This window comes from Klebsiella sp. CN_Kp073 (assembly GCF_040065495.2).
GTDB classification, from domain to species: Bacteria; Pseudomonadota; Gammaproteobacteria; order Enterobacterales; family Enterobacteriaceae; genus Klebsiella; species Klebsiella aerogenes.
In genome coordinates this window covers 3,138,503-3,164,580 of sequence record NZ_CM198051.1, presented here as the reverse complement: position 1 = coordinate 3,164,580, position 26,078 = coordinate 3,138,503, and the positions used below count along the sequence as shown (strand labels likewise).

The 26,078-nt window shown below is 55.1% G+C and carries 28 protein-coding genes; 17 read left to right on the top strand and 11 right to left on the bottom strand.

Going from position 1 to position 26,078, the window contains the following annotated elements:
• Positions 1 to 29: 29 nt before the first annotated feature.
• A complete protein-coding gene (locus ABLV66_RS15385; protein WP_045393772.1) occupies positions 30 to 389 on the bottom strand; it encodes a helix-turn-helix domain-containing protein in 360 nt (119 codons plus the stop codon).
• Between the two features lie 332 nt (positions 390 to 721).
• Between ABLV66_RS15385 and oqxA the strand changes: the two genes are divergently transcribed.
• A complete protein-coding gene (gene oqxA, locus ABLV66_RS15380) occupies positions 722 to 1,897 on the top strand; it encodes a multidrug efflux RND transporter periplasmic adaptor subunit OqxA (RefSeq protein ID WP_045393774.1) in 1,176 nt (391 codons plus the stop codon).
• Positions 1,898 to 1,920: 23 nt separating this feature from the next.
• Entirely contained in the window at positions 1,921 to 5,073 is a 3,153-nt protein-coding gene (oqxB, locus tag ABLV66_RS15375) for a multidrug efflux RND transporter permease subunit OqxB (protein ID WP_045393776.1), read from the top strand.
• 64 nt (positions 5,074 to 5,137) lie between these two features.
• Here oqxB and oqxR read toward each other — a convergent pair whose 3' ends face one another.
• Complete coding sequence (gene oqxR, locus ABLV66_RS15370; RefSeq protein ID WP_045393779.1) at positions 5,138 to 5,617, bottom strand: efflux pump transcriptional repressor OqxR; 480 nt, start codon at positions 5,615 to 5,617, stop codon at positions 5,138 to 5,140.
• Positions 5,618 to 5,721: 104 nt separating this feature from the next.
• A complete protein-coding gene (locus tag ABLV66_RS15365) occupies positions 5,722 to 6,615 on the bottom strand; it encodes an oxidoreductase (protein ID WP_409977439.1) in 894 nt (297 codons plus the stop codon).
• A 168-nt stretch (positions 6,616 to 6,783) separates the two neighbouring features.
• On the opposite strand from ABLV66_RS15365, the gene ABLV66_RS15360 reads away from it, so the two are divergent.
• Positions 6,784 to 7,266 carry a cold-shock protein gene (locus ABLV66_RS15360; protein WP_045375123.1) on the top strand — a complete coding sequence of 161 codons (483 nt, stop codon included), beginning with the start codon at positions 6,784 to 6,786 and terminating at the stop codon, positions 7,264 to 7,266.
• A 50-nt stretch (positions 7,267 to 7,316) separates the two neighbouring features.
• Positions 7,317 to 7,856, top strand: coding sequence for a DUF2058 domain-containing protein (locus tag ABLV66_RS15355; RefSeq protein WP_015367123.1), 540 nt, complete (start codon positions 7,317 to 7,319; stop codon positions 7,854 to 7,856).
• Positions 7,857 to 7,962: 106 nt separating this feature from the next.
• Here ABLV66_RS15355 and ABLV66_RS15350 read toward each other — a convergent pair whose 3' ends face one another.
• A complete protein-coding gene (locus ABLV66_RS15350; protein WP_155960940.1) occupies positions 7,963 to 8,121 on the bottom strand; it encodes a hypothetical protein in 159 nt (52 codons plus the stop codon).
• A gap of 34 nt (positions 8,122 to 8,155) precedes the next feature.
• Here ABLV66_RS15350 and ABLV66_RS15345 point away from each other — a divergent pair, with 34 nt between their 5' ends.
• From ABLV66_RS15345 to ABLV66_RS15330, 4 genes are all read left to right on the top strand, one after another.
• Positions 8,156 to 8,413, top strand: coding sequence for a YjhX family toxin (locus ABLV66_RS15345; RefSeq protein ID WP_015705074.1), 258 nt, complete (start codon positions 8,156 to 8,158; stop codon positions 8,411 to 8,413).
• A 10-nt stretch (positions 8,414 to 8,423) separates the two neighbouring features.
• Positions 8,424 to 9,182, top strand: coding sequence for an SAM-dependent methyltransferase (locus ABLV66_RS15340; RefSeq protein ID WP_348877141.1), 759 nt, complete (start codon positions 8,424 to 8,426; stop codon positions 9,180 to 9,182).
• A 154-nt stretch (positions 9,183 to 9,336) separates the two neighbouring features.
• Positions 9,337 to 10,362: an LLM class flavin-dependent oxidoreductase gene (locus ABLV66_RS15335; protein ID WP_348877140.1), complete on the top strand. Its 1,026-nt coding sequence runs from the start codon at positions 9,337 to 9,339 to the stop codon at positions 10,360 to 10,362.
• Positions 10,363 to 10,522: 160 nt separating this feature from the next.
• Complete coding sequence (locus ABLV66_RS15330; protein ID WP_045393784.1) at positions 10,523 to 11,086, top strand: YagU family protein; 564 nt, start codon at positions 10,523 to 10,525, stop codon at positions 11,084 to 11,086.
• Between the two features lie 81 nt (positions 11,087 to 11,167).
• Here ABLV66_RS15330 and ychF read toward each other — a convergent pair whose 3' ends face one another.
• Together ychF and pth are read right to left on the bottom strand one after the other, a co-directional pair.
• A complete protein-coding gene (ychF, locus tag ABLV66_RS15325; RefSeq protein ID WP_047066495.1) occupies positions 11,168 to 12,259 on the bottom strand; it encodes a redox-regulated ATPase YchF in 1,092 nt (363 codons plus the stop codon).
• 117 nt (positions 12,260 to 12,376) lie between these two features.
• Complete coding sequence (gene pth, locus ABLV66_RS15320; protein ID WP_047046770.1) at positions 12,377 to 12,961, bottom strand: aminoacyl-tRNA hydrolase; 585 nt, start codon at positions 12,959 to 12,961, stop codon at positions 12,377 to 12,379.
• A 271-nt stretch (positions 12,962 to 13,232) separates the two neighbouring features.
• Here pth and ychH point away from each other — a divergent pair, with 271 nt between their 5' ends.
• Positions 13,233 to 13,508 carry a stress-induced protein YchH gene (gene ychH / locus ABLV66_RS15315; RefSeq protein ID WP_045393789.1) on the top strand — a complete coding sequence of 92 codons (276 nt, stop codon included), beginning with the start codon at positions 13,233 to 13,235 and terminating at the stop codon, positions 13,506 to 13,508.
• 43 nt (positions 13,509 to 13,551) lie between these two features.
• Here ychH and dauA read toward each other — a convergent pair whose 3' ends face one another.
• The 4 genes from dauA to lolB all read right to left on the bottom strand — a co-directional run bounded on the left by dauA (position 13,552) and on the right by lolB (position 17,962).
• Complete coding sequence (gene dauA / locus ABLV66_RS15310; RefSeq protein ID WP_072047995.1) at positions 13,552 to 15,243, bottom strand: C4-dicarboxylic acid transporter DauA; 1,692 nt, start codon at positions 15,241 to 15,243, stop codon at positions 13,552 to 13,554.
• 124 nt (positions 15,244 to 15,367) lie between these two features.
• On the bottom strand, positions 15,368 to 16,315 hold the full coding sequence (gene prs, locus ABLV66_RS15305; protein ID WP_015367113.1) for a ribose-phosphate diphosphokinase: 948 nt from the start codon (positions 16,313 to 16,315) through the stop codon (positions 15,368 to 15,370).
• A 181-nt stretch (positions 16,316 to 16,496) separates the two neighbouring features.
• Positions 16,497 to 17,348: a 4-(cytidine 5'-diphospho)-2-C-methyl-D-erythritol kinase gene (gene ispE, locus ABLV66_RS15300; RefSeq protein ID WP_165430693.1), complete on the bottom strand. Its 852-nt coding sequence runs from the start codon at positions 17,346 to 17,348 to the stop codon at positions 16,497 to 16,499.
• Positions 17,348 to 17,962 (bottom strand): lipoprotein insertase outer membrane protein LolB, encoded by a 615-nt coding sequence (lolB, locus tag ABLV66_RS15295; protein WP_045393797.1) that lies wholly within the window; start codon positions 17,960 to 17,962, stop codon positions 17,348 to 17,350. The genes ispE and lolB overlap by 1 nt, the downstream gene beginning before the upstream one ends.
• A 271-nt stretch (positions 17,963 to 18,233) precedes the next feature.
• Between lolB and hemA the strand changes: the two genes are divergently transcribed.
• The 6 genes from hemA to kdsA are packed head-to-tail and all read left to right on the top strand — an operon-like array spanning position 18,234 to position 23,563.
• A complete protein-coding gene (gene hemA / locus ABLV66_RS15290; protein WP_015367110.1) occupies positions 18,234 to 19,490 on the top strand; it encodes a glutamyl-tRNA reductase in 1,257 nt (418 codons plus the stop codon).
• Between the two features lie 40 nt (positions 19,491 to 19,530).
• Positions 19,531 to 20,613: a peptide chain release factor 1 gene (gene prfA / locus ABLV66_RS15285; protein ID WP_015367109.1), complete on the top strand. Its 1,083-nt coding sequence runs from the start codon at positions 19,531 to 19,533 to the stop codon at positions 20,611 to 20,613.
• On the top strand, positions 20,613 to 21,464 hold the full coding sequence (prmC, locus tag ABLV66_RS15280) for a peptide chain release factor N(5)-glutamine methyltransferase (protein WP_316423337.1): 852 nt from the start codon (positions 20,613 to 20,615) through the stop codon (positions 21,462 to 21,464). The genes prfA and prmC overlap by 1 nt, the downstream gene beginning before the upstream one ends.
• Positions 21,461 to 21,853: an invasion regulator SirB2 gene (sirB2, locus tag ABLV66_RS15275; RefSeq protein ID WP_015367107.1), complete on the top strand. Its 393-nt coding sequence runs from the start codon at positions 21,461 to 21,463 to the stop codon at positions 21,851 to 21,853. Before prmC ends, sirB2 begins: the two co-directional genes overlap by 4 nt.
• A gap of 3 nt (positions 21,854 to 21,856) precedes the next feature.
• Complete coding sequence (sirB1, locus tag ABLV66_RS15270) at positions 21,857 to 22,669, top strand: invasion regulator SirB1 (protein ID WP_045393803.1); 813 nt, start codon at positions 21,857 to 21,859, stop codon at positions 22,667 to 22,669.
• Positions 22,670 to 22,708: 39 nt separating this feature from the next.
• Complete coding sequence (gene kdsA, locus ABLV66_RS15265; protein ID WP_015367105.1) at positions 22,709 to 23,563, top strand: 3-deoxy-8-phosphooctulonate synthase; 855 nt, start codon at positions 22,709 to 22,711, stop codon at positions 23,561 to 23,563.
• A 78-nt stretch (positions 23,564 to 23,641) separates the two neighbouring features.
• On the opposite strand, the gene chaA is transcribed toward kdsA, so the two are convergent.
• On the bottom strand, positions 23,642 to 24,742 hold the full coding sequence (gene chaA, locus ABLV66_RS15260) for a sodium-potassium/proton antiporter ChaA (RefSeq protein WP_015367104.1): 1,101 nt from the start codon (positions 24,740 to 24,742) through the stop codon (positions 23,642 to 23,644).
• A gap of 265 nt (positions 24,743 to 25,007) precedes the next feature.
• Here chaA and chaB point away from each other — a divergent pair, with 265 nt between their 5' ends.
• Entirely contained in the window at positions 25,008 to 25,238 is a 231-nt protein-coding gene (chaB, locus tag ABLV66_RS15255; protein WP_015367102.1) for a putative cation transport regulator ChaB, read from the top strand.
• Between the two features lie 148 nt (positions 25,239 to 25,386).
• Complete coding sequence (locus tag ABLV66_RS15250; RefSeq protein WP_015705085.1) at positions 25,387 to 26,067, top strand: gamma-glutamylcyclotransferase; 681 nt, start codon at positions 25,387 to 25,389, stop codon at positions 26,065 to 26,067.
• Positions 26,068 to 26,078 lie beyond the last annotated feature (11 nt).

Below are 26,078 nucleotides of genomic sequence, written 5' to 3'. Positions count from 1 at the left end.
TTCGCTCACCGATTCCCTGGGGACGATTATCACGACGGTAAGCGCAGTGGTGGCGTTTGGGAGCCGGAGACGCTTCGTCGCCAGGCGCCGGGCGCCTGACCATACTGGCGTTTGAAGCTGCGGTTAAAGGATTGCTGGGAGTCGAAACCCAGTGCGATTGCCACGTTTAAAATGGGCTCGTCGCTGTTGGCTAAGCGTTCGACCGACCTTTGCAGCTTATGCATGCGAATATACTCAGCGAGAGGGTAACCGGTGTGCTCCTTGAAGATCCGCTGCAGGTGCCATTTCGAATAGCCCGCTCGCCTGGCAACGGTCTCAATGTCCAGACGGCTCTCGAGATTGTTGTCGATCCAATCCAGTAGGTCGTGAATAACCGCAGCAGTGTTCATTTTGTTGCCCCCATGCAGAAAATAAAAGTACCTTTTACAATTGCATTTAAAGGTGGCCCGTTTGGGGATTAATTGCAAGTTTTATTGTTGCATTTAATGCCGTGTCGGGAATAGGCCTTTTTTTCGACCTAAGAATAGCACATAAAGTGCAACAATTATTCTTGCACTTAGTTAAGCGCCTTCCTACAATCGCCGCGATAGTGTATTCGCAACTGTTACAGTTTTGTGGCGATGAACGACACAAATGGCCTCAAGCCTGCCCGGACAAAGGAAGTGGCGCGGCGTCTCCCGCAGCGTCTTGTCCGGCGGCGATAATTACCGGAATAAAAATAATGAGCCTGCAAAAAACCTGGGGAAAACGTCATCTGACAGCAGTAGGTATGGTGCTACTCTCGGCGCTGCTCGCCGGCTGCGATGAAGGCGTCGCGCAAAACGCCGCGCCGCAAGCTCCCGCCGTCAGCGCCGCTGACGTGGTGGTGAAATCTATTAGCCAGTGGGATAGTTTTAATGGTCGGATTGAAGCGGTGGAAAGCGTGCAGCTACGACCACGCGTCTCTGGCTATATTGATAAAGTGAATTACACCGACGGTCAGGAGGTGAAGAAGGGGGAGGTGTTATTCACCATTGACGATCGAACCTATCGTGCCGCTCTGGAACAGGCGCAGGCGAATCTGGCAAGAGCCAAAACACAAGCTAACCTGGCGCGAAGTGAAGCAAACCGCACCGATAAATTAATCAATACCAATCTGGTTTCCCGTGAAGAGTGGGAGCAGCGCCGCTCCGCCGCCGTTCAGGCGCAAGCGGATATTCGCGCCGCCCAGGCGGCGGTCGATGCCGCGCAGCTTAATCTGGATTTCACCAAAGTGACCGCGCCCATCGACGGCCGCGCCAGCCGCGCGTTGATCACCAGCGGTAATCTGGTCACCGCTGGTGATACCGCCAGCGTGCTCACCACGCTGGTGTCGCAAAAAACGGTTTATGTCTACTTTGACGTGGATGAGTCGACCTATCTTCACTACCAAAATCTTGCCCGTAGCGGGCAAGGGGCCTCCAGCAGTCACCAGGCATTACCGGTTGAGATCGGCCTTGTGGGCGAAGAGGGCTACCCTCATCAGGGTAAAGTGGATTTTCTGGATAATCAGTTAACGCCGAGCACCGGTACGATCCGCATGCGCGCGCTGCTGGACAATTCGCAGCGTCTGTTCACGCCAGGGCTCTTTGCCCGCGTCCGCTTGCCGGGCAGCGCTGAATTCAAAGCCACGCTTATCGACGACAAAGCGGTACTGACCGATCAGGACCGTAAATATGTCTATATCGTTGATAAAGAAGGTAAAGCTCAGCGTCGTGATATTACGCCAGGGCGGCTGGCTGCCGGTTTACGTATCGTCAAACAGGGGCTGAACCCAGGCGACAAAGTTATCGTCGATGGCTTACAAAAAGTGTTTATGCCGGGAATGCCGGTTAACGCGAAGACCGTCGCCATGACCACCAGCGCCGCACTTAACTGATCCCTTTTCTGAGAATCCGATCTATGGACTTTTCCCGCTTTTTTATCGACAGACCGATTTTTGCCGCCGTGCTGTCGATTTTGATTTTTATTACCGGCTTGATCGCCATTCCGCTATTGCCGGTCAGCGAATATCCTGACGTCGTACCGCCCAGCGTGCAGGTGCGGGCGGAATATCCCGGCGCCAACCCGAAAGTGATTGCGGAGACCGTGGCGACGCCATTGGAAGAAGCCATTAACGGCGTCGAAAATATGATGTACATGAAATCCGTCGCAGGCTCTGACGGCGTACTGGTAACTACCGTCACTTTCCGTCCGGGAACCGACCCCGATCAGGCGCAGGTTCAGGTGCAAAACCGGGTATCACAGGCCGAGGCGCGTCTGCCGGAAGATGTGCGGCGTTTAGGTATCACCACCCAGAAGCAATCGCCAACGCTGACGTTGGTGGTGCATCTGTTTTCGCCCGGCGGTAAGTACGATTCCCTGTATATGCGTAACTACGCCACGTTGAAAGTCAAAGATGAACTCGCGCGTCTGCCCGGCGTCGGCCAGATCCAGATATTTGGCTCGGGCGAATATGCGATGCGCATCTGGCTGGATCCCAATAAGGTTGCGGCGCGCGGGTTAACCGCATCGGATGTGGTGACGGCGATGCAGGAGCAAAACGTGCAGGTTTCCGCCGGTCAGCTGGGCGCCGAGCCGCTGCCGAAAGAGAGCGATTTTTTGATCTCTATTAACGCTCAGGGGCGTCTGCATACGGAAGACGAGTTTGGCAATATTATTCTGAAAACGGCGCAAGACGGTTCGCTGGTGCGCCTGCGCGACGTGGCGCGTATCGAAATGGGCTCGGGTAGCTATGCGTTACGTTCCCAGCTTAACAATAAAGATGCGGTGGGGATTGGTATTTTCCAGTCGCCGGGGGCGAATGCTATCGATTTGTCTAATGCCGTACGCGCGAAAATGAACGAACTCTCCACCCGTTTCCCGGAAGATATGAAATGGGCGGCGCCTTACGATCCGACCGTGTTTGTGCGCGATTCCATTCGTGCGGTGGTGCAAACACTGTTGGAAGCGGTGGTGTTGGTGGTGCTGGTGGTGATTTTGTTCCTGCAGACGTGGCGTGCGTCGATTATTCCGCTGATCGCGGTGCCGGTATCGGTGGTGGGCACCTTCAGCATTCTTTATCTGCTGGGCTTTTCGCTGAATACCCTCAGTCTGTTCGGGCTGGTACTGGCGATCGGTATCGTCGTGGATGATGCCATCGTGGTGGTGGAAAACGTCGAACGAAACATCGAAGAGGGGCTGGCTCCGCTAGCGGCGGCGCACCAGGCGATGCGCGAAGTCTCCGGGCCGATTATCGCTATCGCGCTGGTGTTGTGCGCGGTATTTGTGCCGATGGCATTCCTCTCCGGAGTGACGGGGCAGTTTTACAAGCAGTTTGCGGTGACGATTGCGATATCGACGGTGATCTCCGCCATCAACTCGCTGACGCTCTCGCCGGCGCTGGCGGCGCTGCTGTTAAAACCGCACGGCGCGGCGAAAGACTTCCCGACCCGGCTTATCGATCGCTTGTTCGGCTGGATTTTCCGTCCGTTTAACCGTTTTTTCCATCGTAGCTCAAATGGCTATCAGGGGCTGGTGGGCAAAACGCTCGGCCGACGCGGCGCGGTGTTTGTGGTCTACGTCCTGCTGCTCTGCGCCGCTGGCGTGATGTTTAAAGTCGTACCCGGCGGGTTTATTCCGACGCAGGATAAACTGTATTTAATTGGCGGCGTGAAAATGCCGGAAGGTTCTTCGCTTGCGCGTACCGACGCCGTGATTCGTAAAATGAGCGAAATCGGGATGAATACCGAAGGCGTAGATTATGCGGTCGCTTTTCCCGGTCTTAATGCGCTGCAGTTCACCAATACGCCGAATACCGGTACGGTCTTTTTTGGTCTGAAACCGTTCGACCAGCGTAAACACACCGCTGCGGAAATTAACGCCGAGATTAACGCCAAAATCGCGCAAATTCAGCAGGGCTTTGGTTTCTCGATTCTGCCGCCGCCGATTTTAGGACTGGGTCAGGGTTCCGGCTATTCGTTGTATATTCAGGATCGCGCCGGTCTGGGTTATGGCGCGTTGCAAAACGCGGTGAACGCGATGTCGGGTTCAATTATGCAGACGCCGGGAATGCATTTCCCGATCTCTACCTACCAGGCGAACGTGCCGCAGTTGGATGTGCAGGTCGATCGTGATAAAGCGAAAGCGCAGGGCGTGTCGTTGACCGACCTTTTCGGTACGCTGCAAACCTATCTGGGGTCATCGTATGTGAATGACTTTAACCAGTTTGGGCGTACCTGGCGCGTAATGGCGCAGGCCGATGGGCCGTTCCGCGACAGCGTGGAAGATATTGCTAATTTACGCACCCGCAATAATCAGGGCGAAATGGTGCCGATTGGCAGTATGGTGAATATTAATACCACCTACGGGCCGGATCCGGTGATTCGCTACAATGGCTATCCGGCGGCGGATTTGATTGGCGATGCCGATCCCCGCGTGCTCTCGTCCACGCAGGCGATGACGCAGCTGGCAGACATGTCTAAGCAGATACTGCCGAACGGCATGAATATTGAGTGGACGGATCTCAGCTTCCAGCAGGCTACGCAGGGCAATACGGCGCTGATCGTCTTCCCGGTCGCGGTTCTGCTGGCGTTCCTGGTGCTGGCGGCGCTGTATGAAAGCTGGACGCTACCGCTGGCGGTGATCCTTATCGTCCCGATGACCATGCTCTCCGCGCTGTTTGGCGTCTGGCTGACCGGTGGCGACAATAACGTATTTGTGCAGGTGGGGCTGGTGGTGCTGATGGGGCTGGCGTGTAAAAACGCGATTCTGATTGTCGAGTTCGCCCGCGAACTGGAAATTCAGGGGAAAGGGATCATGGAAGCGGCGCTGGAAGCCTGTCGCCTGCGTTTACGCCCGATTATCATGACCTCGATTGCCTTTATTGCCGGGACGATCCCGCTGATTCTTGGCCACGGCGCGGGGGCGGAAGTGCGCGGCGTCACCGGGATCACGGTGTTCTCCGGTATGCTCGGCGTGACGCTGTTTGGTTTGTTCCTGACGCCGGTGTTTTACGTGACGCTGCGAAAACTGGTGACGCGTGGCAAACAGGCAAGGGACGTCTTGCCCGCGTAGGTCGCTGCTAATAACAAAAAACCGCCTTTTCGTTTAAGGCGGTTTTTTTTCGCAACAAGAAAAGTTAATGCGCTTCTTTATAGCGGGCAGTCAGCTCAGGCAGCGGATCGCAGCCGCTGGTATCGGCTTTTTTGACCTCTTCCAGGGCGCTTGCCACGGTGTGGCGAGCTAACACCGCGAGCGACGCCTGCTCGGCTTCATCGGCTACGGACTTAAAGTACCAGCAGGCGTTGGCGCTGACCACGCAGCGAGCCGGGACCTCAGGGCGGGACGCCCACAGTTTTTTATCTTCAATAACGGAAAGATAGATATCACGCAGCGTGATTTGGTCGGCAGGGCGGCCAAGATGAATAGAGCCGTTGCGGCCAAGCGTGGAGACGATGATGCCGTCGCGGGTGAGCGGAACCATGAGTTTACGGATAAAGCTCGGGTTGGCTTCCAGGCCGTAGGCCAGAATCGCACTCGTCGAACGTTCACCCAATTGCTCCGCCATCGCTACGCTGAGAACCATCTGCAAAGCTGTCGGGAAGCGGTAATCTAACATTTTCTTATCCTGGGTTGCGGTGAATCTTGTTCTTTTTGGCACCGCAGAGGTAAATAATCAGTGAGTAACACTATAACAAATACGGTAATTTTTTTGAAGCAATCTTAGCCAGGTCCCTCGCTTGCGGCCGCCAGCAGCGGCACGACGACATCGCTGATGGGGGTGGCAACACCCAACCTTCGGCCATAGCGTTGTATGACGCCGTTGCGGATGTCCCATTCCAGCGGACGATTAGCCTGACGGTCGGCGAGTATCGAGGTGCTTAAATCCGCTGGCGCCTGATGAAACCCATCAACAATTTCCTGCGGCACGCTATCGGCGAGTTTCGCCCCTGCGGCGCGCGCCACCGCCAGACACTCGTGTAGATAGGCCAGCGCCAGCCCGGTGATGTCCTGGCGCGAAAACATCCCGGCGCGGCGATTCGCCAGCACCATCAGGCCAGCGACGGCATTTTGCAATAGTTTCCGCCACGCGACCGATGTGAAATCTGCCGTCAACTCAACCGCGCAACGGGTTCCGTCGAGAACCTCGACTATTTTCTTCGCTTGCGGCGTATCGGGTAGCGTCAGGCGCGGTTTGCCGCGTAACCATACCGACGCATCCGCCTCTCGTTGTGCCGGAAACCAGACAACCGAGGGCAACACCTTTGCGCCGTTAACATAGGGGTCAAGCAGGCTTTCCTGTTCAACGCCGTTCTGTAGCGCGCAGACCACCGTGTTTTCATCGCACAGCGCGTTAAGCCAGCCCGCGCAATCCGCTACCTGGGTGGTTTTCACCGCCACAAATAGCAGCTCAACCGGGCGTTCCAGCGTATGCGGATCGGTCAATACCGGCCCAGGAATGATCGTTTCGCCGTCATCCCGGCGTAAAATCAACCGCTGATGCGCGGTGCGCCCGCAGAGCACCGGTTTGCGGCCCGCTTCATGCAGTACGGCGGCAATGGTCGTGCCGATAGCGCCAGGACCTAGCAACGCGACTGAGGCAAGATTAGACATCATGCATTCTCCTGATTGAACCGTACTCATTAATGAATCAAATTTTCGGCAAAAGCCAGGATCAATTGTCGATATCGGGCAACACTTAGAGCAAAGGCATGGTCTACGCTGGCATTGTGCTTTAAACTGCGCGCAGCAAAATTGAGTAGATAAACGATTAATCAGGCGGTAATGGCGATGAACGGTACGATCACAACGTGGTTTAAAGATAAAGGTTTCGGATTTATCAAAGATGAAAATGGCGATAACCGCTATTTTCACGTGATTAAGGTTGCCAATCCGGATCTGATTAAGAAAGACGCGGCGGTCACGTTTGAACCCACGACCAATAATAAAGGTTTATCGGCTTACGCGGTGAAAGTCATCCCGGAAAGTAAACATCTGTATATTGCCGGTGAGCGCCTGAAGCTGACATCGATTAAGTCTTACCTGGTCTACAGTGAGGAAGTGCCGGCCGATACGCGTATCGACAAGGAAAATGCGGTGCTCTCCGTGGGACTGCTGATGAACAGCATCAAGCCGAAAGCGAGCGTGAAGCCGGGCGAAATGCGCACGCTGAAAAAGCTGGCGATCACTACCTTTCAGGGCACGACGCTCATCTTCTCTGAAGATGAAATCGACATCGACGCCACGGTGAAGCTCCTTAAAGTCTGACCCTGATTTACCGTATCCGAAGCAGAATTCCAACGATTGTAGAAACGACGATGACAAAACTTACCTTACAAGAACAGATGCTGAAAGCGGGTCTGGTCACCAGTAAAAAGATGGCTAAGGTTCAGAGAACGGCGAAAAAGTCACGTGTTCAGGCGCGTGAAGCCCGCGAGGCCGTAGAAGAAAACAAAAAAGCCCAGCTTGAGCGCGACAAGCAGCTCAGCGAACAGCAAAAGCAAGCGGCTTTAGCAAAAGAGTATAAAGCGCAGGTTAAGCAGCTGATTGAAATGAACCGAATCACGATTGCGAAAGGCCATATTGCTTTTAACTTTACGGATAATAATCTCATCAAAAACATTGATGTGGATAAAACCACCCAGGCGCAGCTCATTAGCGGCCGTCTGGCGATTGCCCGCCTTGCTGTTGATAATAACGGTAAATATGAATACGCGATTATTCCCGCCAGCGTGGCGGATAAAATCGCCCAGCGCGACGCCGAAAGTATTGTGTTGAACAGCGCCCTGAGCCAGGAAGCCGAGGACGAAGACGATCCGTATGCTGACTTTAAAGTACCTGATGATTTGATGTGGTAATCAGGGCCAGTAGGCTGATGCTATTTATTGTGCGCCTACCGTCATGGGGCGGGGGCGCAATTTCAGATATCGATCACAATTTTCCCGTTTATAAATATCCTTTCTGTCACTGGATGTTATCATCCGGCTGGTAAATACCTTTCAACTCTACCGAGGCTTTGATGCTGGAGAATGTAATCATCTGATAATCAGTTTGCCGACCTTTCAGGCCGGGCTGGTTATCAATGCGCTGAAATCGAATGCGGGCACCGCTGCGTGTTTGCACGTTTTGCACATGATGATTAAACAGGTTTTCCAGTATGAATTTATCCCGTCAGGAACAGCGTACCTTACACGTTCTCGCGAAAGGCGGACGTATTGCGCACATTCGCGACACCTCAGGCCGCGTCATCGCCGTAGAGTGCTATAGCCGCGAAGGCCTACTGCTCAGCGACTGTACGCTCGCCGTCTTCAAAAAACTCCGCACTAAAAAACTGATTAAATCCGTTAACGGCCAGCCGTACCGCATCAACACCAGCGGGCTGAATAACGTTCGCGCCCAGCCGGATAACCGCTAAGGAGAGTGATATGACCACAACTATCGATATCCCACGTATCTATACCATCAGCGAAAGTGAACATCGTATCCATAACCCCTTCACGGCGGAAAAATATGCCACGCTTGGCCGCGTACTTCGCCTGCAGGCGGGGGCGCAAATCCTCGACCTTGGCAGCGGTTCTGGTGAAATGCTCTGCACCTGGGCGCGGGATCATGCTATCGGTGGTCTGGGCATTGATATGAGCCCATTGTTTACCGCACAGGCTAAACAACGCGCCGAAGCGCTTGGCGTCAGCGATCGCGTCACTTTTATCCATAGCGATGCGGCAGGTTACGTCGCCGAACGGCAATACGATGTGGCGGCCTGTATTGGCGCAACGTGGATCGCCGGCGGCGTCGCCGGAACCCTGGCGCAGTTAGCCCGCAGCCTTAAGCCTGGCGGTATGCTACTTATCGGGGAGCCCTGGTGGCGTAAGGTCCCCGCGACAGAAGAAGAAGCGCGCGCCTGCGGTGTTTCTGCGGTGGCTGATTTGTTGCCGCTTCCGGCGCTGGTCACCTCTTTTGGCGAACTGGGCTATGACATCGTTGAAATGGTGCTGGCTGACCGCGAGGGGTGGGACCGTTATGAAGCCGCTAAATGGCTGACCATGCGCCGTTGGCTGCAGGCCCACCCCGAGGATGAATTTGCGTTTGAGGTCCGTGCGCAGCTCAAAGCCGCGCCGCTTCGCCATGTTACCTATACCCGGGAATATTTTGGCTGGGGCGTATTTGCGCTAATGCAGAAATAGCGATCGTTATATTTGGTCAATTTATTTGAACTATTCTGTTAAATAAACGCCATTTATACATTTTGGCTAAGGGGTAGAGTAGGAGAACTACATGCAGACGCGGAATCGTATCTCCGCGTCTGCTGAATGTTTTGCCAAATCAGGGGCTATCCTCATGAAAAAGATCGGATTTTTGTCATTTGGCCACTGGACGCCATCGCCGCAGTCGGCGACCCGTTCTGCTGCCGACACGCTCTTACAATCCATCGTTCTGGCCGTTGCCGCCGAAGAGTTAGGCGCGGATGGCGCCTATTTTCGGGTTCACCATTTTGCCCGTCAGCTCAGTTCACCGTTCCCGCTGCTGGCCGCTATCGGCGCGAAAACTAAAAAGATTGAGATTGGCACCGGCGTTATCGATATGCGCTATGAAAACCCGCTATATATGGCGGAGGATGCTGGCGCTGCGGATTTGATCTCGGGAGGGCGTTTGCAGCTTGGCATCAGCCGCGGTTCACCGGAACAGGTGATTGATGGCTGGCGTCATTTTGGTTTTCAACCACAGGATGGCGAGTCCGACGCTGACATGGCGCGGCGCCATACTGAGGTGCTGTTGGACGTGCTGCGCGGCGAAGGTTTCGCGAAACCCAACCCGCAACCCATGTTTCCCAACCCGCCGGGATTGCTACGTCTTGAGCCGTACTCCGCCGGATTACGCGAACGTATCTGGTGGGGCGCGGGCTCTAATGCTACGGCGATGTGGGCGGCGAAGCTCGGCATGAACTTGCAAAGCTCGACGCTGAAAGATGATGAGACGGGCGAACCATTCCATATCCAACAGGCGAAACAGATCCGCGCCTATCGTCAGGCCTGGACGGAAGCGGGGCACACGCGTACGCCGCGGGTATCGGTCAGTCGAAGTATCTTTGCCCTGATGGACGATCGCGACCGGATGTATTTCGGCTCCAGCCGGGATAATAGCGACAGTATTGGTTTTCTTGATGAGAAAACCCGCGCCATTTTCGGCCGCAGCTATGCCGCTGAACCCGATAAGCTCGTCGAGCAACTGAAACAGGATGAAGCGATCGCGGAAGCCGATACCTTATTGCTGACCGTACCGAATCAGCTGGGCGTGGATTATAACGTTCATGTGATTGAGTCTATTCTGAAGCACGTTGCGCCGGCAATGGGATGGCGTGATTAAAAGAATACCTCGCGGGGCATTAATTGATGCTCCGCGATGATATAAAAGTATTAGCTTTGTTTATCTTTTGAACAAAAAGTGTGATCTTGATCAAGCCATACCCGCGCAGACTTAAAGAATATTGCAATGCTGTAACAATATTATTCATGGCGAGGGATTTATGGCAATTAAGGATTTTTTTGTACAGACTGCACCTGGTCGGCGTCGCTATGGCGTCGCCTTATTGGTTGGGGTTATTGCCGGAATTATGTCGGCATTCGTTAAGTGGGGGGCGGAAGTGCCTCTGCCGCCGCGAACATTTTCCGGCGGGCGTGATGAATTCAACCCTCCTTATCTCTTTCTACGCGACTATCTTGGTATTGACCCAACGCATACCGTTTACACCTTTTCTGAGCATATCATCAACCCGGTGATGGTCACGCATATCATCTTCTCGTTGGTGTTTGCGATTGGCTATTGCGTGGTGGCGGAGATATTCCCAAAAGTTAAATTATGGCAGGGCGTGTGGGCAGGCATTGTCGCCACCATTGCGGTTCACTGGATATCTTTCCCGCTATTAGGACTTACGCCGTCGTTATTCAATATTCCGGCTGATGAATATATTTCCGAACTGCTTGGCCATATTTTTTGGTTCTGGGCAATTGAGATGATTCGTCGCGATCTGCGTAACCGAATCACCCATGAGCCTGACGCAGAAATTCCTTTAGATGCGCCGTTCAGATAATTTAAAGCCTCGCGAGTGATAAAACTCGCGAGGCTTTAAAATGAAAAATCCGCGCCGGGGCGCGGATTTTATCGGCAGGGATTAGACGTTGAACAAGAAGTTCATCACGTCGCCATCTTTAACGATGTAGTCTTTGCCTTCCGCACGCATTTTACCGGCTTCTTTCGCGCCTTGTTCACCTTTGTAAGCAATGAAGTCTTCATAGGCGATGGTCTGGGCGCGGATAAAGCCTTTTTCGAAGTCGGTGTGGATTTTACCGGCGGCCTGCGGCGCGGTCGCGCCAACCGGAATAGTCCATGCGCGAACTTCTTTCACGCCGGCGGTGAAGTAGGTCTGCAGGTTCAGCAGAGCGTAGCCTGCGCGGATCACGCGGTTCAGGCCCGGCTCTTCCAGGCCCAGCTCGGCCATAAACTCGTCGCGCTCTTCGTCGTCCAGTTCGGCAATGTCGGATTCAACGGCGGCGCAAACCGGAACTACTACGGAACCTTCTTGCTCAGCGATAGCGCGAACCTGGTCGAGATACGGGTTATTTTCAAAACCGTCTTCGTTAACGTTAGCGATATACATGGTTGGCTTCAGGGTCAGGAAGCTCAGATAGCGGATGGCGTCTTTCTCTTCTTTGCTCAGATCCAGCGCGCGCAGCATGCCCGCTTTTTCCAGCTGCGGCAGGCATTTTTCCAGCGCGGCCAACTCAACCTTAGCGTCTTTATCGCCGCCTTTGGCTTTCTTGGACACGCGGTGGATAGCGCGTTCGCAGGTATCGAGGTCAGACAGCGCCAGCTCGGTGTTGATAACGTCAATATCTTCCGCCGGGTCAACTTTACCCGCGACGTGGATAATGTTGTCGTTTTCAAAGCAACGCACTACGTGGCCGATGGCTTCGGTTTCACGGATATTGGTCAGGAACTGGTTGCCCAGACCTTCGCCTTTGGACGCGCCTTTAACCAGACCGGCGATATCTACGAATTCCATGGTCGTCGGCAGGATACGCTGCGGCTTGACGATCTCAGCCAGTTTGTCCAGACGCGGATCGGGCATCGGTACGACACCGGTGTTCGGCTCAATGGTACAGAACGGGAAGTTGGCCGCTTCAATACCTGCTTTGGTGAGCGCATTGAACAGGGTGGATTTGCCGACGTTGGGCAAACCGACGATACCGCATTTGAATCCCATGATTTAAATCACCTTAATCTTTGGATAATCAGTCAGTTATGAATAACAGACTGTAGAAAAGTAAATAGCTTTGCCTATTATACACGGTGTGCGGCAAAAATTCCGCACGTCGACCGTTTATTGCGCTTTAAAGGCGTGTAAACGGTTAGTCGCTTTGGTTAAACCGTCTTTCAGCCACACCTCGGTACAGCGCGCCGCTTCATCAACCGCTTCGTCAATTAGCTTCTGTTCGCTGACCGGCGGTTTACCCAGCACAAAACCGACAACTTTGTTTTTGTCGCCCGGATGACCGATTCCGACGCGTAAGCGGTGAAAGTTCGGGTTATTGCCCAGCTTACTGATAATGTCCTTCAGGCCATTATGGCCGCCGTGTCCGCCGCCGAGTTTAAATTTAGCGACGCCGGGTGGTAAATCGAGCTCGTCGTGAGCGACCAGAATTTCATCCGGATTAATACGGTAAAAGGTAGCCATCGCGGCCACCGCTTTACCGCTAAGATTCATAAAGGTGGTCGGCACCAGCAGGCGCACGTCTTCCCCCGCCAGGTTGAGGCGCGAGGTATAGCCGAAGAATTTGCTCTCTTCGCGCAGCGGCGCGCGGTGGCGCTCCGCCAGTAAATCTACGTACCAGGCGCCAGCGTTATGGCGCGTTGCCGCGTATTCCGCGCCGGGGTTAGCCAGGCCGACAATCAGTTTTATCGTCACTTTTTATTCCTGCATGGGTCGTTCTTTGCCGCGTAGTGTACTGCCTGCGTCGGCGCTTGACAAAATTCTGCCGACGAAACGGTATCATTGTTGATAATTTCTTCTTTGAACCATTAGAATTTGATGTTGTTCAGTGGCTTATTTGTAAACTTTTGTTGATCAGATGTTCCCGAATGTGATCACTCACGCAATCAGGCTTATCCCCATTGTCTATACTTAACCTATAAATTTTGGGGATATTCCCATGCAGCCCAAGGTCCGGAGGTGACATATGAAACGCAGAAACGCTTCGTTACTCGGTAACATACTGATGGGTTTAGGGTTGGTTGTGATGGTGGTCGGCGTTGGTTACTCTATTTTAAACCAGCTTCCACAGCTTAACCTGCCGCAATTTTTTGCTCATGGCGCGGTGTTGAGTATCTTCGTCGGCGCCGTTTTGTGGCTGGCGGGCGCTCGCGTAGGCGGTCATGAAAGAGTCACCGACCGCTATTGGTGGGTTCGCCATTACGATAAACGCTGCCGTCGCGATCCGCACCGTCACAGCTAACGGAATTCAGCTCGCCGGATAGCCCTTCCGGCGAGCCTCTCATTTATTGCCCTAATTCTATATCCGCCAGCGCCGCATTGCGGTCCGGATAGAAGCTTAGTCGACCTGGAATCGGCTGGACGCCTGCGCGCGCCAGGGTACGCAGCGGCTGGAATTCGAGATTCGATACCCGCAGCTCGCAGCCTTCCGGCAGGCGTTTCACGAAGCGCAGGAACGCGTCAAGACCACCGGCATCCAGCACCGGTACCGCATCCCACTTCAGCACCACTACGCGTTTGCCTTCAATCCGGCTTTCCAAATCGGTAAATAGTCCTTCCGCCGCGGCGAAAAACAGCGGGCCGATAACTCGCAGTACCAGAACATCATCCGGTACTTCAACGTTCACCGGCGCAAGGCGCGTCATGCGCGCGATGCGGCGCATAAACAGCAGCGAAGCCAGCACGATCCCGACGCTAATGGCGATGACCATATCGAACAGTACGGTCAACGACATGCACATCAACAGCACGACGATGTCGTCTTTGGGCCCGTGGCGTAGCAGGTTAATCACCTTATGCGCTTCGCTCATGTTCCACGCTACCATCAGCAGCAGGGCGGCCATCGCCGACAGCGGCAGCCATGAGAGCAGCGGGGCGAGGATTAACAGCGCAAGGATCACCAGCAGGGCATGGATCACCGCGGAAATTGGCGAGGTCGCGCCGGCGCGCACGTTAGCCGCGGAGCGGGCAATCGCCGCGGTGGCGGTTATCCCGCCAAAGAATGGCGCGACGATATTGCCAAGGCCCTGGCCTACCAGCTCGCTGTTAGCTTTGTGTTTGGTGCCGGTCATACCGTCGAGCACCACTGCGCAGAGCAGTGATTCAATGGCGCCAAGCATCGCCATAGAGAAGGCGGCAGGCAGCAGCGCGCGCAGCGACGACCAGCTCAGGGTAAACTCCGAGCCCGGCATATCCCACGGCAGCACCAGTTGCGGCAGCAGCTGCGGGATACCGTTGCCCTGGCTGCCGTCGGCGAGTACATAGTGGAACTGCGAGCCGATGGTCGCTACATGCCCGCCGAGTAAATTAACGATGCCCATCACCGCACAGCCCGCCAGCAGCGCCGGCAGATGCCCCGGCAGGCGGATCCCCAGGCGCGGCCAGAAAATCAGGATACCCAGCGTTACGATACCGATGGCGGCATCGCCAACGTTAATTGTCGGCAGCGCCATCACCAGCGCGCCGACTTTCTGCAGATAGTGCTCCGGGACGTGCGCCATCTGCAGACCAAGGAAATCTTTAATTTGCATGGTACCGATAGTGATGCCGATACCGGAGGTAAAGCCAAGGGTGACTGAAAGCGGGATATATTCTATCAGGCGGCCAAAGCGGGCGAGGCCGAAAAGGATTAAGAAGATACCCGACATTAGCGTCGCCACCAGCAGGCCGGCCAGGCCAAACTGCTGTGACACTGGATATAGGATCACCACGAAGGCCGCGGTTGGGCCGGAAACGCTAAAGCGTGAACCGCCGGTCAGGGCAATGACTATTCCCGCCACCGCCGAGGTGTATAGCCCATATTGCGGCGCGACGCCGCTGCCAATTGCTAACGCCATCGCCAGTGGGATTGCGATAATCCCGACGGTTATCCCGGCAATCAGATCGCGGGTAAAGCGCGATGCGGTATATTTTTCTTTCCAGCAAGCGTCGATGAGGGCGCGGAAAGGCATCACATGTGAGGAAAATAATCTATTCACAATAATGTTTCATCCATGAGCGCATCATCTGTCAACTGAATGGCAGGTGAAGGAGGCATTAGTCATACAAATATGAACCAGAGACAAAAAAACCCGCCGCAGCGGGTTTTTCGGCTGGGCTCGATTAGTGCTCGAACATAGCAGAAATGGATTCTTCGTTGCTGATACGACGAATCGCTTCGGCCAGCATACCAGACAGGGTCAGGGTACGGACTTTGTCCAGCGCTTTGATTTCCGGCGTCAGCGGAATGGTATCGCAGACGACGAATTCATCAATCACAGAGTTTTTAATGTTCTGGATAGCATTGCCGGAGAAGATCGGGTGAGTCGCGTAGGCGAAGACACGTTTCGCACCGCGCTCTTTCAGCGCTTCCGCTGCTTTACACAGGGTGCCGCCGGTATCGATCATGTCATCAACCATCACGCAGTCACGGCCAGCGACGTCGCCAATGATATGCATCACCTGAGAGACGTTAGCGCGCGGGCGGCGTTTATCGATGATCGCCATGTCGGTGTCGTTCAGCAGCTTCGCGATAGCGCGAGCGCGAACCACGCCGCCGATGTCCGGAGAAACCACGATCGGGTTGTCCAGATTCAGCTGCAGCATATCTTCGAGCAGAATTGGGCTACCGAATACGTTATCAACAGGAACATCAAAGAAGCCCTGAATCTGTTCAGCGTGCAGGTCAACGGTCAGTACGCGGTCAACGCCGACACTGGACAGGAAGTCAGCGACGACTTTAGCGGTGATTGGCACACGAGCGGAACGTACGCGACGGTCCTGGCGGGCATAGCCGAAGTAAGGGATAACAGCGGTGATACGGCCTGCAGAAGCGCGACGCAGGGCATCAACCATAACAACCAATTCCATCAGGTTGTCATTGGTGGGAGCACAAGTGGACTGGATGATGAAAATATCACCACCGCGTACGTTTTCGTTGATTTGTACGCTGACTTCGCCGTCGCTAAAACGACCTACAGCGGCGTCGCCAAGAGAAGTGTACAGGCGGTTGGCAATACGTTGTGCTAGTTCCGGGGTGGCGTTACCAGCAAAAAGCTTCATATCAGGCACGAGAAGAACCTCAGGCATGCGTCCAGTGGTGGATGAAACGGGCCATTAAACTGTGCGGGCCGGCACCATCTCATCCAGGCGGTGTATTAAAGAGCACGATGCAACGTCTGGAACAGGGTGACGTTGTCACCGATACTCTGTTTGCCCGGCAAACTTGCCGTTATTCATGCAAAATGCAGAATTACTTCAGTAGGGCTTGCTTCAGCGGCGAGACATTAATTCCTCGCGCAACAAAGCCTTGCAGCCATTCCGGGGCTTTTTCCAGCACCTGACGAGCGGCGGATTCGGTGTCAAATTCAGCAAAGACACAGGCTCCTGTGCCAGTCAGGCGCGACGGCGCGTATTCTAACAGCCAGGAAAGCGTTGCATCAACCTCACGAAAACGTTTTCTTGCGATAACCTCGCAATCGTTGCCGAATTCACAGTTTAGTAAGGTATTAATTGACCTGCTCGGGGTATTTCGTGGTAACTCCGGATCGCGAAAAATGATCGGCGTCGGGATACTCACGCCCGGGTGGGCGACCAGATACCATTTTTCCGGCGGATTCACCGGGGTGAGGATTTCGCCAACCCCTTCGGCAAACGCCGCGTGACCGCGAACGAAAACCGGGACATCGGCGCCGAGCTGTAGCCCAAGCGTCGCCAGTTGGTCTTCGCTAAGCCCGCAGCCCCACAGATGATTGAGGGCTACCAGCACCGTCGCGGCGTTAGAAGAGCCGCCGCCTAAGCCGCCGCCCATCGGCAGGCGTTTGTCGATGCTGATATCCGCGCCGCTGCCAGCGGGAAGTTGACCGTGAGACTCCGCAGCTGCCATCAGCAGCCTGGCGGCGCGAATAATCAGGTTCTCTTCATCCGGCACGCCGGCGACCGGCGTTAACAGCCGCAGTTTCCCGTCGCGGCGTGGTTCAATGGTCAGCGTGTCGCCATAGTCGAGAAACTGAAACAGCGTCTGCAGCGTGTGATATCCATCGGCGCGCTGGCCGGTGATATACAAAAACAGATTCAATTTTGCAGGTGCGGGCCAGCGACTCATCATTTCACAATCCAGTTATCCATTTTCAGCTTGATGCGCTGGCTGCCATTGTTGAGTTCCATATTAGACGGCAGGGTGGGTTTGGTGTCGCTGGTATAGCCGCTGTAGGTCACGTGCCAGGTTTTGCCGTTCTGCGTGTAGTTGAGTTCGCGCAGGCGGTACTGGTCATCCAGCGCATAGTCGGTGGCGTCGCCCGGCAGGCCGATAATCCACTGACGCAGGCTGTTAAGCGGGATCGGCATGCCGGTCAGGCGGCCAATCATCTCTTCGGCATCGGTAGCGTTATAGGTCTGGCCTTTGTTATCGATCAACTGGACGCCGCCCGGCTGCGCGGTCAAAGACAGTTCGGTGCTGCCAAGCGGGTTGGTCAGCAGCAGGCGGTAGCGGTCCTGGCCGGTTTGTTGCCAGAAGAAACGGGCATACACTTTCTGCTCATCGGACAGATAGGCGAACGCCCCGCGGGTCTGGAACTGGTTAAGGTTGCGGACATCCTGCTGGTGCTGGCGCCACTGCGGGGAGTCCGGGCTTTTACCTGGCCCTTGCGGCGGAGTATTGATTGCACAGGCGGTCAGAACGAGGCTTGCCAACGGCAGCAGGCGGAACAGTCGATTCATAATGATGACAAATCCTTGATGTCTACAGTGAAATGCGGCGACTGATAGTTCGCACACCGATTTGTGTAGCGGGTTGCAATAATAACCCTTAATGCTAGCGTCGCTGGCCGATAGCGTCTACGTTCAAGTTGTCTGAAATCAAAAAATTACCGTTAGTGGCTTTTAAGCCCTGACTATTACTCCAAAAGGGGGGCGTCTCTTTTATTGAGTACGCGCATCCTGTATGATGCGCTCAGACTAACCTTAGCAACGCTGGTACTATTCCCTCACCATGACCCTTTTAGCTCTTGGCATCAACCACAAAACAGCTCCGGTAGCGCTGCGAGAACGCGTAACGTTTTCGCCGGATACGCTCGACAAGGCGCTGGAGAGCTTGCTGGCTCAGCCGATGGTGCAGGGCGGGGTGGTGCTATCAACCTGTAATCGCACGGAGCTGTATCTCAGCGTTGAAGAGCAGGACAACCTGCAGGAAGCGCTGATTCGCTGGCTATGCGACTTCCACGGCCTGAATGAAGAAGACCTACGTAAAAGTCTTTATTGGCATCAGGATAACGACGCCGTCAGCCATCTGATGCGCGTCGCCAGTGGCCTGGATTCGCTGGTGCTTGGCGAGCCGCAAATCCTCGGACAGGTGAAAAAAGCATTTGCTGATTCCAGCCGCGGTCATCTGAACGTCAGCGAACTGGAGCGCATGTTCCAGAAATCGTTCTCGGTGGCTAAGCGCGTGCGTACCGAAACCGATATCGGCGCCAGCGCCGTTTCCGTTGCCTTCGCCGCCTGTACGCTGGCGCGACAAATTTTTGAATCGCTCTCCAGCGTCACGGTGTTACTGGTTGGCGCGGGGGAAACTATCGAACTGGTCGCCCGCCATCTTCGCGAACATAACGTTCGCAAAATGGTGATTGCCAACCGCACCCGTGAACGCGCCCAGGCGCTGGCGGATGAAGTCGGCGCGGAAGTTATCGCCCTCAGCGATATCGACGAGCGCTTAAAAGACGCCGATATTATTATCAGTTCTACCGCCAGCCCGCTGCCGATTATCGGCAAAGGGATGGTCGAGCGCGCGCTGAAGGCGCGCCGCAATCAGCCGATGCTGCTGGTGGATATCGCGGTGCCCCGCGACGTCGAGCCGGAAGTCGGCAAGCTGGCCAACGCCTATCTGTACAGCGTTGATGACCTGCAAAATATCATTCAGCACAATCTGGCGCAGCGTAAGGCCGCGGCGGTGCAGGCGGAATCGATCGTCGAGCAGGAAACCAGCGAATTTATGGCCTGGCTGCGCGCCCAAAGCGCCAGCGAGACTATCCGCGAATATCGTTCCCAATCCGAGCAGGTTCGCGAGGAGCTGACGGCGAAAGCGCTTGCCGCGCTGGAGCAGGGCGGCGATGCGCAGGAAATCATGCAAGATCTGGCCCGTAAGCTGACCAATCGCCTGATCCACGCTCCAACCAAATCTCTTCAGCAGGCTGCCCGTGACGGGGATGATGAACGCCTGCATATTCTGCGCAACAGCCTCGGGCTGGAATAGCGCACATTTCTCTATTTAAAGACAGGGTGAATTCACGCCTATGAAGCCTTCTATTGTTGCTAAACTGGAAGCTCTGTACGAACGCCATGAAGAAGTTCAGGCGCTGCTTGGCGACGCCGCCACCATTGCCGACCAGGACCGTTTCCGCGCGCTGTCGCGCGAATATGCGCAGCTTGGCGATGTCGCCCGCTGCTATACCGACTGGCGCCAGGTGCAGGACGATATCGAAACCGCGCAGATGATGCTCGACGATCCGGAAATGCGCGAAATGGCGCAGGAAGAGCTGCGCGATGCCAAAGAAAAAAGCGAAGCGCTGGAGCAGCAGCTGCAAGTTCTGTTATTGCCGAAAGATCCTGACGATGAACGTAACGCTTTTGTCGAAGTTCGCGCCGGTACCGGCGGCGATGAAGCGGCGCTGTTCGCCGGCGATTTGTTCCGCATGTATACCCGCTACGCTGAAGCCCGCCGCTGGCGGGTAGAAATCATGAGCGCCAACGAAGGCGAGCATGGCGGATTTAAAGAAGTGATTGCCAAAATCAGCGGCGATGGCGTCTATGGGCGGCTGAAATTTGAATCCGGCGGCCATCGCGTCCAGCGCGTTCCGGCGACCGAATCCCAGGGGCGTATCCACACCTCCGCCTGTACCGTGGCGGTGATGCCGGAGCTGCCGGAAGCCGAAATGCCGGATATCAACCCGGCTGACCTGCGCATCGATACCTTCCGCTCCTCGGGCGCGGGCGGCCAGCACGTCAACACCACCGACTCCGCTATCCGTATTACCCACTTGCCGACCGGTATTGTCGTGGAGTGTCAGGACGAGCGTTCACAGCATAAAAACAAAGCCAAGGCGCTGTCGGTGCTGGGTGCGCGTATTCGCGCCGCCGAAGTCGCCAAGCGTCAGCAGGCGGAAGCGTCTACCCGCCGTAACCTGCTGGGCAGCGGCGATCGCAGCGATCGCAACCGGACCTACAACTTCCCGCAGGGGCGCGTGACCGACCACCGTATCAACCTGACCCTTTACCGTCTGGATGAAACCATGGAAGGCAAACTGGATATGCTGATCGAACCGATTGTGCAGGAATTCCAGGCTGACCAGCTGGCGGCGCTTTCCGAGCAGGAATGATGACCTTTCGACAGTGGCTCACTCAGGCGATAGCCCGGCTCGGCGCGAGCGACAGCCCGCGTCGCGACGCCGAGATCTTACTGGGGCACGTCACCGGCAAAGCGCGAACCTGGATCCTCGCTTTTGACGAAACCCTATTGACGGCGGAACAGTTGGCGGAACTGGAAGCATTGCTGGCGCGCCGCGCCAACGGCGAGCCGGTGGCTCATCTGGTGGGGCAGCGCGAGTTCTGGTCGCTGCCGCTGTTTGTCTCGCCGGCGACGTTGATCCCGCGCCCCGATACCGAATGCCTGGTCGAGCAGGCGTTGGTACGCCTGCCGCAGACGGCCTGCCGCATCCTGGATCTTGGCACCGGCACCGGCGCTATCGCTCTGGCGCTGGCCAGCGAGCGGGCGGACTGCGAGATTATTGCCGTTGATTTTATGCCTGACGCCGCGGCGCTCGCCGCGCGCAATGCCGCCCATCTCGCTCTCAACAACGTGACCGTCCTGCAGAGCGACTGGTTTAGCGCGCTCAAAGGGCAGCGGTTCGCGATGATTGTCAGTAACCCCCCTTATATCGATGAAACCGATCCGCATCTTGCTGAGGGCGATGTTCGCTTTGAACCGAGAACGGCATTGGTCGCCGCCGATCAGGGGCTGGCCGATTTGGCGCATATTATCCGTGAGGGACAACAGTATTTGTTGCCTGGAGGTTTTATGCTACTGGAACATGGCTGGAAGCAGGGTGAGGCGGTACGCGCATTATTTATTGAAGCAGGATACAGCGATGTCGAGACCTGCCGCGATTATGGCGATAACGAACGTCTGACACTCGGGCGTTGGCCGCACAAGGAGCAAACCGGCGAATGAATTTATTTACTGCAGTACTCTATTTACATATTGCCTGCGTGGTGACATCCGTCGGGCTTTTCGTGCTGCGTTACTGGTGGACCTACAGCGGCAGCGCGATGCTGAATCAGCGCTGGGTGCGTATTGCGCCGCATTGTAGCGATACGCTGCTGTTCCTCAGCGGCGCGGGATTAATGGCGATAACGCACTATCTGCCGTTTACTGAAGATGGCGCATGGCTGACTGAAAAGCTGTTTGGCGTTATCATTTACATCGCATTAGGATTTATCGCGCTGGGCCGACGTCGCCCGCGCCGCCAGCAGACCCGGTTCATCGCCTTTCTGCTGGCGCTGGTGGTGTTGTTCTTTATCGTTCAACTCGCCATCACAAGAATACCGTTACTGGGGTAAGGCATGAGGTCATTAGCTGATTTCGAATTTAACAAAGCGCCATTATGCGAAGGCATGGTCCTCATTTCTGAATTGATCCGCGACGACTTTCCGACGCACTTTGTGCAGGATGAGCTGCAGCGGTTGTTAACACTGGCGCAGGAAGAGATTGCCACCTCCTGGGATCAGGAGCGTCAGCTCGACCGGCTGCTGGAATTGTTCTATCACGAGTGGGGCTTCGGCGCATCGCAGGGCATCTACCGCCTGTCCGATGCGCTATGGCTGGATAAAGTGCTGGTGAATCGCCAGGGGAGCGCCGTGTCGCTGGGAGCGATTCTGTTGTGGATTGCTCAGCGTCTGGATCTGCCGGTGGTGCCGGTTATCTTCCCGACGCAGATGCTGCTGCGCGCTGACCCGGACACCAGCGAAGAGATGTGGCTAATTAACCCATTCAACGGCGAGACGCTCGATGAACATACCCTGGAAGTGTGGCTGAAGGGGAATATTAGCCCGGTGGCGGAGCTGTTTAATGAAGATCTCGATGAGGCCGACAACGCCGAAGTGATCCGCAAACTGCTCGATACGCTGAAATCGGCGCTGATGGAAGAGCGGCAGATGGAGCTGGCCCTACGCGCCAGCGAAGCGCTGCTGCAGTTTAATCCAGAAGACCCGTATGAAATTCGCGACCGCGGGCTCATCTACGCCCAACTGGAGTGCGATCACGTAGCGCTGCTGGATCTCAATTATTTCGTTGAGCAGTGTCCGGAGGATCCGATTAGCGAGATGATCCGCGCGCAGATCAACACGATTTCACATAAACAAATTACATTGCATTAGTCTGGAACCATTCCGGTTACACCCTGATAAGGCGATCTTATGAAACAAAAAGTGGTTAGCATTGGTGATATCAACGTAGCAAACGACCTGCCGTTCGTGCTGTTTGGCGGAATGAACGTGCTGGAGTCCCGCGATCTTGCGATGCGTATCTGCGAACATTATGTGACCGTCACGCAAAAGCTGGGCATTCCGTATGTGTTCAAAGCCTCTTTTGATAAAGCCAACCGTTCTTCCATCCACTCCTATCGTGGGCCGGGTCTGGAAGAAGGGATGAAGATTTTCCAGGAGCTGAAGCAGACTTTCGGCGTGAAAATCATCACTGACGTCCACGAAGCCAGCCAGGCGCAGCCGGTGGCCGACGTGGTTGATGTGATCCAGCTGCCGGCGTTCCTCGCGCGTCAGACTGATCTGGTGGAAGCGATGGCCAAAACCGGCGCTGTTATCAACGTCAAGAAACCGCAATTCGTCAGCCCGGGCCAGATGGGCAACATCGTCGATAAGTTCATTGAAGGCGGTAACGACAAAGTGATCCTCTGCGATCGCGGCGCCAACTTCGGCTACGACAACCTGGTCGTAGATATGCTCGGCTTCGGCGTAATGAAGAAAGCGTCCAACAACTCGCCGGTTATCTTTGACGTGACCCACGCCCTGCAGTGCCGCGACCCGTTTGGCGCTGCCTCAGGCGGCCGCCGCGCTCAGGTGACGGAACTGGCCCGCGCCGGGATGGCGGTGGGTATCGCCGGTCTGTTCATTGAAGCGCACCCGGATCCGGACCACGCGAAATGTGATGGCCCGTCCGCGCTGCCGCTGGCTAAACTGGAACCGTTCCTGAAGCAAATGAAAGCAATCGACGATCTGGTGAAAAGCTTCGACGAGCTGGATACCAGCAACTAAGTTTCGTTGAGCAGTAAAAAAGCCTGCCGGTTTCGCCACCGACAGGCTTTTTTTTGGGGTTTATTGCTGATTACCTGGTCAGGCAAATATCGTCATCAGGTAGGCGGCGAACAGCGCCAGATGCGCCGCGCCGTTGAGGACATTGGTGCGCCCGGTTGAGAACGAAATATGGCACAGCACCAGCGACGCTACCATCACCACCATTTCCGGCGCGCCAAGGCCGAAGCGGAGTTCATTGCCGGTAAGGAAGGCGATAAGTGTAACGACAGGCACCGTCAGGGAAATCGTCGCCAACACCGAACCAAAGAAGAGGTTCATCGCGCGCTGCACCTGGTTATTCAGTACCGCTTTCAAGGCGCCGAGTCCTTCCGGTGAGAGGATCAGCAGCGCCACCAGGAAGCCGGTAAAGGCGACAGGCGCGTTCATACTGGTCAACAGCGTTTCCAGCGGATTTGCGTTCATTTTGGTAACGGCGATAACCGCAACCAGGTGTACCAGTAACCAGGCCGTGTGCCAGCCGCTGCTGTGCGCCGATGGCTTACCGTGATGCGGGTCGTCATCGTCGCTGTCATCTTCATGCTCGTAGACAAACAGGCTCTGGTGTGTTTTGGTCTGAATGAGCAGAAATACGCCGTACATGGCGGCGGAAATCAGCGCCACCAGCAGCGCCTGACCGGTGCTGAAGTTGGCGCCCGGCAACGCCATCGGGAATACCAGCACGATAATCGCCAGCGGGAAGAGGGCGATCAGGTACTGCTTGATACCAAACAAATTCATATACTGCGTAGCGAATTTACGCCCGCCCAGCAGTAATGAGAAACCGACCAGACCGCCGGTGACGATCATAATGATTGAATATAACGTATCGCGCATTAGCGTTGGCGCGGCGTCGCCGGTCGCCATTAATGCGGAAATCAGGCTCACTTCAAGAATGACCACTGACAGGCTCAAAATTAATGAACCATAGGGCTCGCCGAGGCGGTGAGCAAGGACGTCGGCGTGGCGAACCACGCTAAATGCGCTACTCAGAATCCCGACCAGCGCCAGAATATTAATCGCAACGACCACTGGTAGTGATTGACTGCTTCCCCAGAGAAACAGCACCACCAGTGCTAAAACCGGAAAAACGAGGGAGGTCTCCTTGTGGCGGGTCTTAACCGCCTCATGTGCATGTGTCATGAACCATCTCCATTTATGCAGGTGTTATAATTATAGATAACGTAAGTTAATAAAATAACAGACATTGATAGGTTTAATTTGTATTTTTACTTAAATTTACCACTCTTGCATAAGAAATGCGTTGGTCTGTCAAAAATGGCTGTTACGTATGTTTTGTACATATTTTTCAGATAATTACTAAAATTCATTTCTCAATATTCCTGTGATTTGCCAACCCGGGAATTGTGTTCCAGACTTAGTTTTTATCCTGATTCTGGAGGTCATTATGCCTTACCGCAGTAAACAAGAGCTTCCCGATAGCGTTCAGCACGTCCTGCCGGAACACGCGCAGGAAATTTATAAAGAAGCTTTCAATAGCGCCTGGGATCAATATAAAGACAAAGCCGACCGTCGCGATGATGCCAGCCGTGAGGAGACGGCGCATAAAGTCGCCTGGGCGGCGGTTAAAAATGATTATCAAAAGGGCGATGACGACAAATGGCATAAGAAAAAGTAATCACTTTTGCGATCTAATTTTTTTTCAGACCCCTTGTCAACGCTCCGTTAATTGCTTATTGAGTAATAAAGCTGGATAATAATTCAGCAATATTCACGGATGGCACAGATTATCGCCGGGAAGCAGGCAGTGGCGGAGGTAGTAGAAAGTGTTAACTCGTGATTTCTTAATGAATGCGGATTGTAAGACGGCGTTTGGCGCGATTGAGGAATCGCTGCTGTGGTCGGCAGAGCAACGGGCAGCCTCGCTGGCGGCGACCCTGGCCTGTCGTCCGGACAACGGTTCGGTGTGGATTTTCGGCTATGGTTCGCTGATGTGGAACCCGGCGCTGGAATACAGCGAATCCTGCACCGGTACGCTGCCAGGTTGGCATCGCGCGTTTTGTCTGCGCCTGACCGCCGGTCGCGGTAGCGCGCATCAGCCGGGCAGGATGCTGGCGCTGAAGGAAGGCGGGCGCACCACCGGAGTAGCCTATCGTCTGCCGGATGAGACGCTGGAGCAAGAGCTGACGCTACTGTGGAAGCGAGAAATGATCACCGGCTGCTATTTGCCCACCTGGTGCCGTCTTGAGCTTGATGACGGGCGTACGGTGAATGCGCTGGTGTTTATCATGGATCCGCGCCACCCGCTGTATGAATCCGATACCAGCGCGCAAACCATCGCGCCGCTAATTGCCCGCGCCAGCGGGCCGCTCGGCACCAATGCCCAGTATCTCTTTTCGTTGGATCAGGAATTACGCAAGCTCGGCATGCGTGACGCCAGTCTTGACGATCTGATTATCCAGGTGCGGCATCTGGTCGGCGAGGCGAGCCAACCCGGGCTTGCATAAAAAACGCCCGG